Below are 15,984 nucleotides of genomic sequence, written 5' to 3' on the forward strand. Positions count from 1 at the left end.
TGGATTTTGTTATTAAATTAAACCGGTAAATGGCTTTTATTGAACTTTATCAAATGAAAAAAAATAATCATGTGAAATTAGAAAATCTTTTCTGAATAGCATGTTGAATGATGTCTAAAATTAAGTTTTTATATTCCATTTGGTGTAAACGCAGGATGGCGCCAATAGAGGTATAGTTTTCATCTTCTGATAAACCACATTGGGCATTTACTTCGAGGACCATGATTTTACCAGATTTTGAATCTTGCCGAAAATCAATACGAGCATATCCTTCACCTTTTACTGCACAATAAGCATCAATGCTTAATTGATGAATGCGTTTTTGAATGTCTTCTGAAACGCTATCATAATTCCACAACACGCGATCCTGTTCTAAAGGGCTTTCATCTTCATAAAATTCCCACAAGCGATCAAATGATAGTAATTTTTCTGTTGAAGGCAGGGAAGCTTCAAACATTCTTTCTACTGCAGGGTAGACTTTGCATAAATCAGGTCTGTCATGACTGCCTATAATAAAACTCGTATATTCGGGTCCATCAATAAACTCTTCTACAAACACTCCGGCTTCGTAAAGATCCCAGGTCTTGTAATGGCGATTTCCGGACTGCAAGTAGTCTTCTAATTCCTTAGGTGTCTGCACGACTGATTTAATGCCGATGCCTAAACTTCCTGCGGATACAGCTGGTTTGACGATCAATGGAGGCTTTAGTTTAGTAAAGACATAGTTTAGCTCAGGCTCATTGAGTGCAAGTTGGACCCATGGAGAAGTAGGAATATTTTTTTCATCGAAAATGGACTTCATCGGAATTTTAGAAGTCGTGATGTCATAAAAAAAGGAATCTGCTCCGGTATAAATCAATTGATGGGATTCCAGTTGATGTATGACTGAAATACCGGGAATTCCGATTCTTTCATCACCATCGCATAAGTTAAAGACGATGGGAGATTTTTCTGATTGACTTATTTTTTCTATAGTTGAACATATCGTATCCATAGACACACCTTGCCAAATCCAATCAATATTGAGATTTTCAAATACAGATTTATATTCCTGGTAGCTTTGTTCAAAATCATAATAGTACTGAAGATCCGGATCATCTGTTATAACAACAGGATACAAAACCCAAACCAGCCAATGCTCCCGGGAGCTATTTATGGTGATTTCAGTACTGGAAGACATGAGGGATTGTCTTCTGCAATTTTTGAGTTATGAATTCCGTAAAACGGTAATTTTCAAATGCTTGTTCTTGCAGGTATTTGGCTCCTTGAATTTGTCCATGACAATTGGAAGTACCACAATGACAATCAAAGGGTTCATCCATATCCCATTCTGTAGATGGATAAAAAAATGAAAACTCCTCACCGGAGTCAATGTTTTTCAAAGCTCTTAAAACGAATTCTTTCGTATCAAAAAAACAATTCGGATCGCAACTATGATTGATATACTCCAAAAACAATGGTGCAAGTATAATGTGTTTATCATCTGCTACCTGAACAGTGTATCGGGAAGGGTAGGGCAGAATCTCTGCCGCAGAGAAATGGCAGATAACACTGTCTTTCTTAAAATTTTTTAAGGAAATCAGTCCATTCTGTTGATGAGTGGTATCGAATTTAATTTTAGCAAATTGGGATGGATAGATTTGGTTATTGATAGAAGCCATTTAGTAAGTTCAATTTAGTTCTGTGGTAATTGCGGATAAAGATAAGTTTGCTTTGAGTTATGAATCAAGTTTTTTTGATTATTTTTTAACATATCATAAATGTGTTGAAAACCTACAATTAAGGTATACCTAATATCTTATGTGTTTGAAGACTGAGTGACCATTGCGGATGCGCCAAACAATAGCTTATACATTGTTGAATATTTACATTTAAAAAAGGGCCATCCATAGCTTGAAGATAAAAGTGTTTGAAATCCATTTCTAAAAATAATTCCGGTTGCAATCTTTCTTGTGGATATATAAATTTTAACTCATCTCCTTTATTTTGAACTATTTGTGTATTTGGTTTTGGACTCATACAAATCCAATCTATGCCTTCAGGAGCCAAAAGAGTACCGTTGGTCTCTATGGCTACTTCAAATCCCAGTTCATGTAATGCATTAATAAGAGGGCTATCTAATTGAAGTAGTGGTTCGCCTCCCGTGCATACAATATAGGGTTTCGAACCTAAGTGATGCTTTGGCCACAAAAACATAGCCTTTTCAGCCAGTTCTGTAGCTAAAGTATATTTACCACCATTGATTCCATTAGTACCGATGAAATCCGTATCACAAAAATTGCAAATTGCAAATTCGCGATCTGATTCTTTACCGTTCCATAGATTGCAGCCTGAAAAGCGCAGAAAGACAGCAGGTCTTCCCGATCGTTTACCTTCACCTTGTAGGGTATAAAAAATCTCTTTAACAGAATACATCATTGAATATTCGGTCGGATTTTATAAGGGGTTGCGAAAATAGTAAAGTTTCTGCAATTTCATAGATTGTCCATAAGTAAAGCCGAGTTCTTTATTTAAATACTAAGCTCAAATGGTCGATCCATTTTCTAAACGAATGCAGTGTTCAACAAATTCATCGAATTGATGAACTTCGATGGACTCGTATCCAGACCAATTGGCTAGTGTATTATGCCCATGCCTCATTCCAAAGCAGCTTGCTCCTATTTTAATTCCAAGCTCAAGGTCTGTCGCACTATCACCTATGAGCAATTTAGGGTAATCGAGAATTTCCGGAAAATCAAAATAAATTTTTTCGATCATGCCGGTTTTGGGTTTTCGACATGGACAGTCATCACTTTCTAAATGCGGGCAATGGTAGATTCCGGCAAGTTGTCCGCCATATTTGATGATTTGTTCAGACATGTATTGATGTACCAAAAACAGATCGGTTTCACTCATGATTCCTTTTCCAATGCCTTGCTGGTTCGTAATAATAAAGAGATATGGAGTTAATTGTGTCAATTTAGCTAAACCTGTGAGCACATTTTCTCTAAAATGGAATTCGCTTATATTTTTTACATAATCTCCCGGCAATAATTCGTTGATCACACCATCTCTGTCCATAAATAAACAGAATGGCGACTTGTCAGATGATTTTAAAATCATGGGCTGACTATTCATAAAGGGCATCTTCAATGAGTTCGCATAAAATATGACCAATTAGTATATGTGATTCTTGAATGCGGGGCGTAATATCTGATGGCACCCCAATCCAATAATCACTAGCTGATTTCATTTGACCTCCATTTTTGCCTGTCAAACCAATACAAGTCATTTTCCGGGAATGTGCCGCTGCCATAGCGAGCATCACATTTTTAGAATTTCCGGAGGTGCTAAGTCCAATTAAAATATCTCCAGCTTGTCCGATTCCAAGTATATAGCGCTCATATACATGATCATAACCATAATCATTGGCAACTGCTGTTAAATAAGATGTATTACAATGAAGTGCTTCTGCTGCAAGCGCAGGTCTTTCTTTATAAAAGCGACCTGTGAGCTCAGCTGCAATATGTTGGGCATCTGCAGCACTGCCTCCATTTCCACATAAATAAATACGGTTTCCGTTTTGCAATGCAGTTTGAATACAAATAGCAGATTGCATAAGGCTCGTCAACAATAGCTCGTTGGCTAAAATATCTTTTTTTACATCCGCAGATGCCTGTATGATATCTTTAATTTTTTGGATCATGTTTTACATTGTCTTTTAATAAACCTGCAATTTGTTCAGCAAAATTAGACCAACTGAGCTTTTGTTTTTCAATTTTGAGAAACGCTTGAAAAATGGAGGGATCCAAAGTAAAGAATTTTTGGATAGATTCTGCGATGGAAATCGGATTTGGTTCGCAAACAAAACCAGCTTTTCCTTCAGGTACCAGACGAGGTAATGCTCCAACATTTGTAACAATCATGGGTTTCTCAAAATAATAGGCCAGAGGAGTTACCCCACTTTGAGATGCAGATCGGTAAGGTTGGATAACCAGATCACTGGCACAGAAGTAATATTTTACTTCATCGTCTGGTATAAAATCTGAATGCAGACGGATGTGATCCGATAGTTGAAATTGATCAATGAGTTCATCATAACCGGTTTTAGATTCATAAAATTCACCAGCAATTAATAAACTTGTATTTTGTAGATCAAATATCTGAGTTCTCATAGCCTCTAGCAATATATCGAGGCCTTTGTATTTTCGGATGAAACCAAAAAATAGGATCACTTTTTCACCATCGGGAATATTCAATTTTTTTCTGGCTACTTCTTTTGAAATGATGGGACCAAATACATCATATAAAGGATGATCGATCAATATACTTTGGACTTTTGGGGCGAAAGGTCTTTAATTCGGTTTCTACACTTTCACTCATACAAATAAACCATTCCGGAACATTTACAAAAAATCGGGTTAATAATTTGTCTCCAATCCTTTTTTCATGCGGGATGATATTATCAACAAGGCACACCAATTTTGATTTGTTATTTCCGCGGATGATTCGAAGCATAGTTCCCAGGCAAGGCGCCATAAATGGAATCCAATAGCGCGTAAGAACGATATCTGCGTTTTTATTTTTGATTTCTTGACCAATGCGAAACCAATTCAATGGGTTAATAGCATTAATACACACTTGAATTTTGAGATCGACCGGCTTTGGAGTATTGCTATATTGGGTTTTACCGGGAAACAGTAAATTGGGGTACTGCAATGAAAAGGTGTATATTTCTACATCCCAGGACAGGTTTTGAAATTCTCTGGCAAGTCGTTCATCAAAAGTGGCCAAGCCACCCCTGAGTGGATGTGCTGGCCCAATGATTATGATCCTGGGCATTTTATTGTAAATGACGACTGATCAGATAATGATTTCGCTCACTGGCATTGCGCGTTACGAGTTCAGCTAGAAATCCCGTGAAAAACATCTGTGAACCAATGATCATGCTTACAAGTGCAATAAAAAAAGCAGGCCGTTGTGTCATTCCGACTTGTCCAAATGCCAATTTTGTAATTGATAAATAAAATACAAAACAAAATCCAATGAAGAAACAAACCAATCCAAAAGAACCAAAGAAATGCATAGGTCTTTTGCCAAATTTACCAATAAATAAAATCGTTGCTAAATCGAGAAAACCATTGACAAAACGACTCATTCCAAATTTGCTGTATCCGTACTTTCGGGCTCTGTGTTGAACTACGCGTTCACCAATATTTCTAAAACCTGCTGATTTTGCAATGACCGGAATATAGCGATGCATTTCTCCATAAATTTCTATAGATTTAATGACATTTGACCGGTAAGCTTTCAAACCACAATTCATATCATGTAATTTGACTCCGCTCATCCAACCAGAAACGGTATTGTAGAATTTAGAGGGAAGGTTTTTTGAAATTGCATTATCATACCTTACTTTTTTCCAACCGGAAACCAGATCGTATCCTTCTTTTGCAATCATCTCGTATAAACCAGGTATTTCTTCCGGACTATCCTGAAGATCTGCATCCATCGTAATTACGACATTTCCATTGCTGTTTTGAAATCCAGTGTGAAGTGCAGCTGATTTACCATAGTTTCTTTGGAATTGTACGCCCTTAATATTTGGATTTATTTTATTTAATTTTTCAATGGCCTCCCACGTGCGATCTGTACTCCCGTCATCTATAAACCAAATCTCATAAGTCAACGTTGTTTCGCTGATCACTTTGACGATCCAATCTGATAGTTCAGGGATGGATTCTTCCTCATTAAAGGCAGGAATGATAATCGATAAATCTAATTCTTTCATATGGGAAGATTCAATTCCTTAAAACGTCAGATTGCAGATCAGTATTTTGTGAAAATTTCAGATTGATCTTTTCTTTTCACGATGAGACCAATAATACAGGAAATAAGGAAGTAGAAAAAAATGGCACCGAAAAATACCAATACATATTGACCCGGGCTGGCAAAATCCTGTGTTTCCAATTTTTCAAGCTCAGCTTCAGTAGCAGCATCACCGAGCCATCCTCGCATGCGTTCAATCATTTTTACAGCTTCTTCCTTTTGTCTTTCCTGCAATCCTGGATCAATAAATTTATACATGATCCATGTAAATGGAATACTCAATAAGCTGGAAATAATAGAAGTCAACCAAATTGGGGTCAGGGATTGTTTCCAGCTGATATAACCACCTAAATCATTGCGTTTTGACACACCAGATTGGTACATCATGTATAGTCCGAATAAAAATAGCAGAATATTTCCAGCTACATTTTCAATCATGCCAAACAAGTATAACACTAAAATAGTGGCAATACTAATGCCTCCCCAGATCAATCCATTCTTGATGGCTGTTTTGTGATTTTCAAGATTAAACATAATTAAAAATTTTATAAATCCGTTAAATGAAACTATGTATCTGTATTTTAAAACAGCTACACGAACCTAAAATTATAATGAATGCGCAAATTCATTATAAAATTTTCCTTTGGTATAAACACCATGTACCTTTCCTTTTAGATGATGTCCAATAAAGGGACTGTTTTTAGATATAGATTTAATCGATTTTTCTTCCATAATAAATTCAGCTTTCGGATCAAACCAACTTAGATCACAGTAATTTCCAACTTCAATACTAGGATTAGGCAGATTAAAAATGGACGCTGTTGCATTTACCGTTTTATCAACCCACAAGTCAATTCCTAATTCATCCAATAAATAGGTGCAGTAGGCGCTGAAACAAGTCTGGATACTGATGGCCCCAAATGCAGAAGATTGAAATTCCAGATCTTTACTTTCAGGATCCCAAGGATAATGATCGCTTATGATACAATCAATAGCACCTTCTTTTAATCCTTTTATTAAAGCTTTTCGATCTTCCTTGTTGCGCAATGGTGGACTTAATTTTAATTGAACATTAAAATCTAACAATGCTTCAGCGTCAAATATTAGATTGTATATTGATACGGAACTAAAAAGGTCTGAATTTTGTTTTTTTGCGTTTTTAATAATTTGTACAGATTCTGAACTTGACACTTTATGAATCAACAATCTGGATTGTGTATAATCCAACAAAGAAATATCCCGATGAATGTAAGAATTTTCTGCAAGAGATGGGATGCCCAAAAGCCCTAAAACAGTGCTTATGTTTCCTTCATGTATTTGTCCATGCCCGGCAATGGCTTTATCTAAACTTTGATTGATGAGTAAACATTGAGGTATGAGTTTGAGATAATCTAATGCGCGAATAAATAAGCCACTGTTTTGTATAGAGTTCGAGCCATCTGAAAAAGCTAAAGCACCGGCTTCATGCATCTGCAATATTTCTGCCATTTCTTCACCTTTGCAATTTTTACTGATCGCTCCAATTGGTATCAAACGAACCGGCAAATCTTTTGATCTGTTTAGAATAAAATTTACTTCAGATTTAGATTGGATGCAAGGTGAGGTATTTGGAAAAATGAAAAGTGTGGCATATCCCCCAATAGCAGCAGAATTGGCCAGACTATCTAGGGTTTCACGGTGTTCATTTCCTGGTTCACCCGACAAGCAACCGAAATCAATCCATGCTTTTGATAAATAAGAATCCGGTTTGAATAATTCTAATGTATTTTTAGTTTTTGCAATTTCGCTTTTGATGTCCTGGATCATTCCGTCTTTAACAAGAACATCTCTTGTTTTGTGATGATGTTTTCCTCCGGGATCGATAATCCTAACTTTTTTAAACAAATACTCCATATGTTAACGAGACTTCCAAAAACGAAGCAATAATGATTCAATAAATATAAAAACTAATGATAAACAAATTAACCACCACCAGATTGACAGTCCTGCTTGTTCGGCTTTAACCTGATTGTATAAATGGTCCGTTGATTCTGGTGTAATAATTGTAGCGACCGTACTATATCTACTTTCCAATTCCTGAAAGGAAAGGCAAGTCAAATCGGATTCTCTGCGCGGATCATTAAATGCCAGACGTCCTAAAACCTGGTCTCCATTTTTTAGATCGTAAATACCCGACTTCTTAACCTGGTCATAGAATTCAAGTATCATTTTAGTTCCAATCATTCTACTGGTAGGTATCAATTCTTCGGGTCCGCTCACCACTAAGGCTTGATCTGCTTTTTCGGCATTTGCTTGAAAAGGCCATTCGACATATGGATCATTACCTAAATCATATGCATAAGCATTTCGAAGTTCCTGATTAAATGCGACCTTAAAAAGCAAAGGAATAAACAACTCTGCATTTGTACTTAGGTCATTTATTTCGGGAGCCAGGGGGCTGGCAGAATAATATATATAAGCGTTTTCAAGTTTATAGCGATTCAAATAAGCGCTTCCATCGCGATATAACATGACAGCGTCAGGAGGTAATCCTCCTTCAAATCGATAATTTCCCTGGGTGGTCGGAAGCTTAATATTATCTGAAATTCTTGTAAAAACGTCATTATAAACATCAGACTCAATATTGATTTTTCCTACCTGTCTGGTTTGAGTTTGATAAGGACTTAATTTGGGTAGTTGTAAGCTTGTGTTTAATGCAGCATAAGCCTCAGTTGGCAACTGTTCGGCAGGAAAGATCAATAATTGCGTGCCTGCTTTGACCGCTTTTTTTATTTCCATTGCCAATCCAGTACTGATACTTGGAAGGTCGGATAGTATAATGAGTTTGTGATCTGCAAAGAGTTTGTAATCAATTTGATCAACGGATAAGATTTTTAAATCAAAATAGGGTATAGAAGAAATGGCATTTTGTAAACTAATAGCTTGCTTTTCTTTTTGGAGTACTAAAATTTTATAACTCGTATCTGTCAGACAAGTCATGAAATATTGATCATCAAATTGAATTGGATAATCTTTAATCTTAATATTTATTTTTTGCCAACCTGGTTTCAGTAGATTTACAGCGATCGAGTCCACTGCTTTTTGACCAGGTTCAATCCGGAGACTAGGTCCCGGATAATCCTGTCCATTTAAATTTAGGGTTGTGCGTAAACCTTCAATGAGATTTTCACCATGATTGGTAAGCTGGAAAATAATTTTATTCTGAATACCCGGAATCAGGACTGGAGACAAAAAATAAGCGGAGTCAATACTAAGGTTATTTTCGTAGATGCTTTGAAGTGCAATTAATTTTAATTTAAAATTTTTATCTAATATATTCGTATCAAGTTCACAATTAATTTTTTGAAAATCAGAAATGATGTATAATTCTCCTTCCTGAATTCCAGCGTTTTTAAAACATTGAAGCTGACGGCTTATAATTTTACTTAAAGTTTGAAAACTGGGACCTGTTTTAATTTCTTCAGCCAGTGTTATGGCTTCAGACTTTGAAACAATTCTTTGATGTTTGCCTTCAAAATCATTTGTTAAAATCTGGAATCTGTCGTTTTCAGAATGCGCATCGACAATTTCTTTAGCATTTTTAACTGCTTGTTGGATTAATTTCCCTTCTTTGGTTTCCGAATCCATTGACCAGCTATTGTCTATATAAATGCTCAGACTCTTGATAGATTTTTGAGAAGATATGCTTTTGAGTACCGGCTGGGCAAATGCAATGATGATCGCTGCCAGGGCTAACAATCTGGATAATAAGATCAGAAAATTTCTAAGTTTATTGCGGGTAGCAGTTTCATCCACCAACTCTTGCAACAAATGTACATTGGTAAAGTATACTTTTTTATATCGTCTGAAGTAAAATAGGTGGATAGCGATAGGTACAGTCAGTAAGAGGAGAGCCCATAAAAATCCGGGAAAAACAAACTGCATGTGATTGAAAGATAACTTTATGCAAAAGTAACTAAAAATGTCTAGATTTTGGCAGTAGATGAGGCCTACTGCTGCTTCATTGGGAATATTTTAACCCTATCAAAATAATTCCCTGCATTGCTTAAGGCTACAACCGTATAAATCCCGTTTGGATATCTGCTAAAATCAAATTCATAAGAACTTGAAGATTCTCCCATAAACAAATCCTGATGAATAAGGACACCCATAGGATCATAGATCCGGATCGTAAATGGCAGCTCTTCCTGATTCCAGAGGGTATATACTTTTTGAGCTTGCAGGTATAGACTTGACCAATATGTTTTTAATTTATTGGATTGAGGTCCTGCTTTCAGATTTTTTAAGGAAGGAAGTGTTCGCTGCATAAACTCTATAGCGCCAAGATCTGTATGTAGGTCAAATTTTCTTGGATTTCCTTCAAAATCTATATCCGCAATTTTTTCATCAATGCCTGCATTTATGGCTGGACTATTACCTTTGAGCCTGAAATTATATTCGTTTTTTTCCATATCTATCAGCTCGAATTCTGGATCTGCAATAATATCGTTCTCACCTGATTCTTTTGATGAAAAATTATAGTACAGATTATTTTTAAATTGGGTATTTACGGAATTGAATATTTTACCGGCAGGTTTTGCACTAGATGTAAAAAAAATATTATTGGCTGCCAATACATTCGTTGATTGCGATATTACTATTTCGGGCATTTCGCAGGAATCTTGTTGTGCATTTTTATAATGTGTATTGTTCATGATTAAAAACGCCACTCCATTCTCAATGGAAATACCACCGCCTCCATTGGTGTATAAAATGTTGTTGTAGATCAGCGCATGTTTTTGATCTGGCAGCAGACTTGACTTGCTGTATTCAAATTTGATGACCGGATTACAAACAGGCTGACTTGTTGTCTTTGAAATGCTGTTTTTTTCAAAAACATTTGATTGTATATAATTTCGATATGGTTGCGTGGATTGCGTTTCTACAGCTTTTGTAAATAAAACTACCGCAGCTGCTTTCGAATCCCAAGCATTGTTATAAAATCGATTATAACTCAAAGTTATAAAGTCATAATTTTCTAAAGCTATCGCAGGTCCTTTAAAATTCTTAATAAAACAATTGTAAATTTTGATATGGCTTGCGGGTTCTTCATAAACGCCTTGAATCGCTATACCTGTTTGTAAGTTTGTTTCTGCATCATCGATCCAATCATTTTTTACATCAAGAATCAATCCTTCAAAACTGATGTAATGTGATGACTTGACATGAATAACACCTTTGGAACCTGAATAAAGTACTGGTTTGTGGTTGAGGTAATTTTTATAAACGATCCACTTTCCTTCGGTTCCATTACGGGTGACTTCAAAATTAAAGGCAGATTTGGCGTAATAATCACCTCTCATGATATGAACCGTATCACCAGGTCTCACTGCATCCTGTGCCTTTTCAAGCGTTTTAAAAGGGACAAACCAATGGTTTCCTTTATTCAGGTCATTTCCATTAGTGGAGACGTAAAAGCTTTTCGCAGTTGCTAAGCTCGAAAGTAAGCAAAAAAAGAGGCTATGTTTTATGCGCATGAACTCAATGTTAATGGGACAAAGCTATCGTAAGATTCCTTTATTATCTTGAATGCTGCTTGATTATTCGTTAATAATTTGTGAGGATTTTCAGAAGTCTTGTCCGATTAAAGAATTTGCATATTTCCGAATCTTAAAAATGTTCAATTGATTTTCAAGGTATTTGCACCAAATTAGGGTCTAAAAAAGTGTAGTCATTGATCAGATTCCTGTAATGCTGTGATTCAGTCAATGCATCCGGGTTACCCACTAAAATGATTTGTTCTTTGGCTCTTGTGAGTGCAACATTCAGTTTTCGATCAGCACCCTGTTCAGTAATTGAACTAATTTGAGTTAATTGACTAGCATCCGTAATCACTGTTGAAAGGATGATAATATCTCTTGCACCTCCCTGGTATCTTTCGGCGGTGTCTACAGTTATTTGATTTGCCACCGGCAGCACGTGGGCATGTAACTGCTGTTTGATCAGGGCTATCTGGGCTCTGAACGGAGTGATTACACCCAGGCTCATTTCGTTCCAGTTCAATCCATTATCTCTATAAAGATTGTAAATTGCCTGAACGAGCTTTGCAACCAATTCTGCTTCCAGGAAATTTGTTTTGGATCCAATGATATTTTCAGAAAAATTACTCGGTACAAACAGCGTTCTATGTTTGCTTAGCAATTTTTGAAATTCAGTGGACTTCAATTTGAACAAATCCTCATAATTTCTTTTTTGTCGTGCATTTAAGCCATCCGGCAGAATGCTCAATTGTCCTTCATAAAACATTTTTGCCGGATACTCCATGATTTCCTGGTGCATTCTTCCCTGGAGTTCCAACATTGTAAATGCATCTACCCAATGTTGGGATTTGCATTGAAGGTATAAGCGTTCGAAAAAAGACATATTCAATTGAGTGATCATTAGTTTGCGTAAGCTATCGGCTTTAATTTTAGATTCGAGTTCAGTTTGTGCGCTTACCGCCGGTAATTGCATATGATCTCCTATGAGAATGAACCTTTTGAATTTTGTGAGTAAGCCCACCATTTGGACTTCCAATATTTGACTTGCTTCATCAACGATCACGGTATCAAAACTTTTTAATTCAAACAGTTCTTTTTTACCTTGCATGCTGGCAATTGTGGCCACAAATATGGGTGTCGAACGAATGAGTTCCAGGGTGTCGGCACGTCCTTTCAAGGATTTTATTTTTTCATCTAATAATTGAGTTTTGAATTTTTCCTGAACGCCATATCTTGAACCAATTCTGATGTAATCTGTACCTGAATCTTTTTTAATCCAATCCAATACTTCGCATATTTCATCAACTGCCCGATTCGTATATGCTAACAATAAAATATTCTCATTGCACTTATGAATCAGTGCATCTGCCAAAAATCGAATGACCATACTGGTTTTTCCTGAGCCGGGAGGGCCCCAAACGAGATAATATTCTTTTGCATTGAGAATTTTTTGGAGAATCGGCCTGATGGCCTGTGGCGTTTCCGGATGTAAATCGTAAATATCATTCTTTAATGATTCTGGTTTTTGAATACCAAGTAATAAATTTCTTTTATGTGGACTTGATTTTGCCCAATCGCATAAATTCTGATATTGGTATAAAAAAGATCTATCCAAAAAATCATGCTCAATGTTCCAATTGGCATCTGCAGACCTAAGTTTTTCCGGAAATTGGCGCGTCCTTAATCGTATCCAGTATTTTCCAGATTGAATGTCAATCAGCGTCGCTTTAAAAATCTGTTCTTGTAACGCCGACGCTTGTCTATAAAGCACCAATGTGTCTCCGATTCTGAAATTTGCCAAATGAACTTCTGTTTCAGTTTCCTCTAAAATGAGGATAGGATAGTCTTGCGGATCGCTAACAATTTCGATCATGCGCAAACCCGATAGCAGCATGTGTTGCTTTCTTTTTTCAGTAACTGATAACAACCAAAGGGATGCTAATCCTTCAATGTATTGAGACTGTGCTCTTCCGGTTTTAGATATTAATTGTTCTCTGGCAATAAATCCTGTAAACTCTTTAAAGTAATCCTTTTCATGAGGCAGCAAAGTTTGATATATGGATAATAGCAATATTGCATCCCGCTTGGTATATGATTCCGCATGTGCAAAATGTTGGATCCCTAATTGATCCAGTATAAAATTTTCAGATTTTGGATGAAATGCCATATGCAAATGCATCGCGATGAGTGCATTTCGAAGATCAATTAATTTTTCTTTCATTCCGGGCTCCATAGCTGTTTTGCGGAGCGATTGGGTAGACTGAGAAGAATATAACACATAAGCCTGAATCGAATGCGTGTTTTGGTAAACGGATTCGATCATTAAGTGATAAAGTAAGGTCTGCGCAAAATGTTCGGTATTTACACCAAACTTATTGGGCATATAAGGTTTGCCACTTTTTAATTCGACAATAAGGGTATCAACATCATCCTGGTAAAAAACATCCAGCCTTCCCTGAATACCATAATTTAGGGCGTAAAAAACTTGGTTCTAACAAACATTCTTGGAGTTGAAGCAATTTTTGATCAAATTGCGAAGAGATCACTTCTTTTATATTTTTAAAATGCGTTCGAACAGTTTCTGAAAATAATTTAATTTGATCATCATTTAACAAACTAAATGCCAGCGGATTTTGATGAAAAACAGTTTGTAACATACTTTCTGCATTGCTGTCATTGTGAATGATCAGCTCATCTAAAAAATAATTTACAGCATTTCCAATAAGTGCTGGTAATCCGGTTGGCCGATATAAGTAAAGTTGGATGAAATGTTTTAATGGATTCGATTCCGTGGCGTGAAAACAACTGGCAACTGTGGTGACATCGACTAAAAAATCCGGCATAAGAACTAAAGAATCAACAGACCAATATCCTTGCAAATAAATAAGCCGATGTGCCCAAGCATCAAATGGAAACTGCAGATATTGTATACATTGTTGAAGATGTTTAATTTGCTTGGTTCTCAAGCTTTTTAATTCCAAAAGGTGAATGTGTTCGGTTTGATTTGAAATTACAAATTTCAAAGCATTGCGGTCTTCGGAATATTCAAGAAAACTAATTCTGATGGATGGATATTCTTTTGAAAAAGAAGTTGGAGCTTCGGCGACCTCTATGATGAACTGAAACTTTAAAAATCGATCCGGGAGACTATGACCTGTCTGAATTTCCAGGAGTTTTAGCCATAGTTGAATGCCTTTAAAATAGAGTTCATCCTGATTTTCAATGGGAAAACCTAATGTTTCTTTGTAGCGAAGCAGATGATCATAGAGGTATTTGGGAATTATATTTTTGGACAATAAATATTGTAAACGGCTTCTGACGGAACTAAATAAGTGATTTTCATCCTGAGCTAATAGTCTTATTTCATCATTAATCCTTTCATCAAGTTCGTTGAACGTGTCCTGAATACTTGGATACCTGGCGTTTAAAAACACATCAACCGATAAGAAAGGATCTACTAATTTAGACATCATGGGATAAAGCTCCAATCAAAGGTAACCAGACAGCTGATTCGCGGAATCTGCTATTGTTAAAATTGAGTCAAACAGGTGTTTTTCTTATTAAACGCAGTTGCAAAATGATTCTTTCATTCGTTGCATAAATAATAAGGCTTGCCAGACCCTAAATTCTTGCCCTTAAACATGGATCACCTAATTGTTATTTAAAGAATATATTATTGTAAAAATGGCAAATGCTTATTATTTATTTTAAAGAATTGTTAATAAAACACTTTAACTGGAACATTATTCTGTTCTTTGCGTTATGAGAAATATCATGGAAATTCAAAATGTATCGTCCGGCCAACGTCAATGGATTATTAGAATGGCTATCATTCAGTTTCTATTGGCATTGTCCATACTTGTATTATTTAGTAATTGTCAATCCGGTGAGGGAAATAAAAGTGAGCCAGGAGTTCAAACAGAGTCAACAGCTTCTGCATTGGATTCAGGCCAGCAAGTTCATCTCGTAGATACAGACTATGTTCATATAGCCGGGCACCACAGCGCTGAAGCTAAAAATCAACTGAAAGCGCTTGAATCGAAAAATTTTGAAAAAGGGACACTGGCGCATCAATTACTGGACTATCTAAAAAGTGGAGTTAATGATTTTGGAGAGGAATTTAAATTTATTGATCTCCGTTTTGTAGATCGCACAGCAGAGTTGAATCCAAAATTCAGTCATGAAATCTCGGATTTGGCAGCATTGATGAATGCTTTTCCAAACTTGAAAGTAAAGATCATGTCCCATACGGATAATGTCGGTGGCGAAAAAGCGAATGAAATATTATCTGCGAAAAGAGTAGAAATTATTAAATCAGAATTAGCCTCTCATGGAATTGCCGATGATCGCGTAGAAACAAAAGCTTTTGGGCAGAAATTCCCCGTTGGAGATAATAAAATACACGAAGGAAGATTGATCAATAATCGCATCGAACTTATGGTGTTGAGCAAATAAAAATTCTTGTAATAGCACGTTAGAATTTTACCTACTACTTAAAAAGACCGGTGATAAATGTATTCTCCGGTTTTTTTTTTAATAGCTTTAAGCTTAAAGCCAAAAGCAAAGAGCAAGAAACTTGACATGATATTTACGAGCATTGAAATATTAGTAAACATTTAATGAATTTACTAAACCTAAGGTATCTTAGATAGTTCTA

At 36.1% G+C, this 15,984-nt stretch carries 15 protein-coding genes; 1 reads left to right on the forward strand and 14 read right to left on the reverse strand.

The window, feature by feature from the left end; translation table 11 throughout:
* Positions 1-67: 67 nt before the first annotated feature.
* The 14 genes from IPM92_02365 to IPM92_02430 form a co-directional block, all read right to left on the reverse strand.
* The gene (locus IPM92_02365; protein ID MBK9107238.1) at positions 68-1,180 is read right to left on the reverse strand and encodes a hypothetical protein; all 1,113 of its coding nucleotides are present in this window, start codon (positions 1,178-1,180) and stop codon (positions 68-70) included.
* Positions 1,164-1,661, reverse strand: a complete 498-nt coding sequence (locus IPM92_02370) for an SET domain-containing protein (protein MBK9107239.1) — start codon at positions 1,659-1,661, stop codon at positions 1,164-1,166. The genes IPM92_02365 and IPM92_02370 overlap by 17 nt, the downstream gene beginning before the upstream one ends.
* A 118-nt stretch (positions 1,662-1,779) precedes the next feature.
* Complete coding sequence (gene queE, locus IPM92_02375; GenBank protein ID MBK9107240.1) at positions 1,780-2,418, reverse strand: 7-carboxy-7-deazaguanine synthase; 639 nt, start codon at positions 2,416-2,418, stop codon at positions 1,780-1,782.
* A gap of 105 nt (positions 2,419-2,523) precedes the next feature.
* Positions 2,524-3,102, reverse strand: coding sequence for an HAD-IIIA family hydrolase (locus IPM92_02380; protein ID MBK9107241.1), 579 nt, complete (start codon positions 3,100-3,102; stop codon positions 2,524-2,526).
* A gap of 7 nt (positions 3,103-3,109) precedes the next feature.
* Complete coding sequence (locus IPM92_02385) at positions 3,110-3,685, reverse strand: D-sedoheptulose 7-phosphate isomerase (protein MBK9107242.1); 576 nt, start codon at positions 3,683-3,685, stop codon at positions 3,110-3,112.
* A complete protein-coding gene (locus IPM92_02390; protein ID MBK9107243.1) occupies positions 3,669-4,304 on the reverse strand; it encodes a glycosyltransferase in 636 nt (211 codons plus the stop codon). The genes IPM92_02385 and IPM92_02390 overlap by 17 nt, the downstream gene beginning before the upstream one ends.
* Positions 4,282-4,821 carry a hypothetical protein gene (locus IPM92_02395; GenBank protein MBK9107244.1) on the reverse strand — a complete coding sequence of 180 codons (540 nt, stop codon included), beginning with the start codon at positions 4,819-4,821 and terminating at the stop codon, positions 4,282-4,284. The genes IPM92_02390 and IPM92_02395 overlap by 23 nt, the downstream gene beginning before the upstream one ends.
* Position 4,822: 1 nt before the next feature.
* Positions 4,823-5,770 carry a glycosyltransferase gene (locus IPM92_02400; protein MBK9107245.1) on the reverse strand — a complete coding sequence of 316 codons (948 nt, stop codon included), beginning with the start codon at positions 5,768-5,770 and terminating at the stop codon, positions 4,823-4,825.
* 38 nt (positions 5,771-5,808) lie between these two features.
* The gene (locus IPM92_02405; GenBank protein ID MBK9107246.1) at positions 5,809-6,342 is read right to left on the reverse strand and encodes a DUF4199 domain-containing protein; all 534 of its coding nucleotides are present in this window, start codon (positions 6,340-6,342) and stop codon (positions 5,809-5,811) included.
* A gap of 72 nt (positions 6,343-6,414) precedes the next feature.
* Positions 6,415-7,701: a hypothetical protein gene (locus tag IPM92_02410; protein MBK9107247.1), complete on the reverse strand. Its 1,287-nt coding sequence runs from the start codon at positions 7,699-7,701 to the stop codon at positions 6,415-6,417.
* Positions 7,702-7,704: 3 nt separating this feature from the next.
* On the reverse strand, positions 7,705-9,732 hold the full coding sequence (locus IPM92_02415; protein MBK9107248.1) for a BatA domain-containing protein: 2,028 nt from the start codon (positions 9,730-9,732) through the stop codon (positions 7,705-7,707).
* A gap of 65 nt (positions 9,733-9,797) precedes the next feature.
* A complete protein-coding gene (locus IPM92_02420; protein ID MBK9107249.1) occupies positions 9,798-11,324 on the reverse strand; it encodes a DUF1565 domain-containing protein in 1,527 nt (508 codons plus the stop codon).
* A 154-nt stretch (positions 11,325-11,478) separates the two neighbouring features.
* Positions 11,479-13,710 (reverse strand): AAA family ATPase, encoded by a 2,232-nt coding sequence (locus IPM92_02425; GenBank protein ID MBK9107250.1) that lies wholly within the window; start codon positions 13,708-13,710, stop codon positions 11,479-11,481.
* Positions 13,711-13,753: 43 nt separating this feature from the next.
* Positions 13,754-14,800 (reverse strand): hypothetical protein, encoded by a 1,047-nt coding sequence (locus tag IPM92_02430; GenBank protein MBK9107251.1) that lies wholly within the window; start codon positions 14,798-14,800, stop codon positions 13,754-13,756.
* A 289-nt stretch (positions 14,801-15,089) separates the two neighbouring features.
* On the opposite strand from IPM92_02430, the gene IPM92_02435 reads away from it, so the two are divergent.
* Positions 15,090-15,782, forward strand: a complete 693-nt coding sequence (locus IPM92_02435; protein ID MBK9107252.1) for an OmpA family protein — start codon at positions 15,090-15,092, stop codon at positions 15,780-15,782.
* Positions 15,783-15,984 lie beyond the last annotated feature (202 nt).

The sequence above is a fragment of the Saprospiraceae bacterium genome (assembly GCA_016719615.1).
Classification (GTDB): Bacteria; Bacteroidota; Bacteroidia; order Chitinophagales; family Saprospiraceae; genus Vicinibacter.

What these genes read in the sequence shown, in the direction of transcription:
- IPM92_02405 (MBK9107246.1), bottom strand. Translation starts at nt 6,342, where the DNA reads ATGTTTAATCTTGAAAATCACAAAACAGCCATCAAGAATGGATTGATC.
- IPM92_02425 (MBK9107250.1), bottom strand. Translation starts at nt 13,710, where the DNA reads ATGCCCAATAAGTTTGGTGTAAATACCGAACATTTTGCGCAGACCTTA.
- IPM92_02385 (MBK9107242.1), bottom strand. Translation starts at nt 3,685, where the DNA reads ATGATCCAAAAAATTAAAGATATCATACAGGCATCTGCGGATGTAAAA.
- IPM92_02415 (MBK9107248.1), bottom strand. Translation starts at nt 9,732, where the DNA reads ATGCAGTTTGTTTTTCCCGGATTTTTATGGGCTCTCCTCTTACTGACT.
- IPM92_02365 (MBK9107238.1), bottom strand. Translation starts at nt 1,180, where the DNA reads ATGTCTTCCAGTACTGAAATCACCATAAATAGCTCCCGGGAGCATTGG.
- IPM92_02420 (MBK9107249.1), bottom strand. Translation starts at nt 11,324, where the DNA reads ATGCGCATAAAACATAGCCTCTTTTTTTGCTTACTTTCGAGCTTAGCA.
- IPM92_02410 (MBK9107247.1), bottom strand. Translation starts at nt 7,701, where the DNA reads ATGGAGTATTTGTTTAAAAAAGTTAGGATTATCGATCCCGGAGGAAAA.
- IPM92_02435 (MBK9107252.1), top strand. Translation starts at nt 15,090, where the DNA reads ATGAGAAATATCATGGAAATTCAAAATGTATCGTCCGGCCAACGTCAA.
- IPM92_02370 (MBK9107239.1), bottom strand. Translation starts at nt 1,661, where the DNA reads ATGGCTTCTATCAATAACCAAATCTATCCATCCCAATTTGCTAAAATT.
- IPM92_02400 (MBK9107245.1), bottom strand. Translation starts at nt 5,770, where the DNA reads ATGAAAGAATTAGATTTATCGATTATCATTCCTGCCTTTAATGAGGAA.
- IPM92_02430 (MBK9107251.1), bottom strand. Translation starts at nt 14,800, where the DNA reads ATGATGTCTAAATTAGTAGATCCTTTCTTATCGGTTGATGTGTTTTTA.
- IPM92_02380 (MBK9107241.1), bottom strand. Translation starts at nt 3,102, where the DNA reads ATGATTTTAAAATCATCTGACAAGTCGCCATTCTGTTTATTTATGGAC.
- queE (MBK9107240.1), bottom strand. Translation starts at nt 2,418, where the DNA reads ATGATGTATTCTGTTAAAGAGATTTTTTATACCCTACAAGGTGAAGGT.
- IPM92_02395 (MBK9107244.1), bottom strand. Translation starts at nt 4,821, where the DNA reads ATGCCCAGGATCATAATCATTGGGCCAGCACATCCACTCAGGGGTGGC.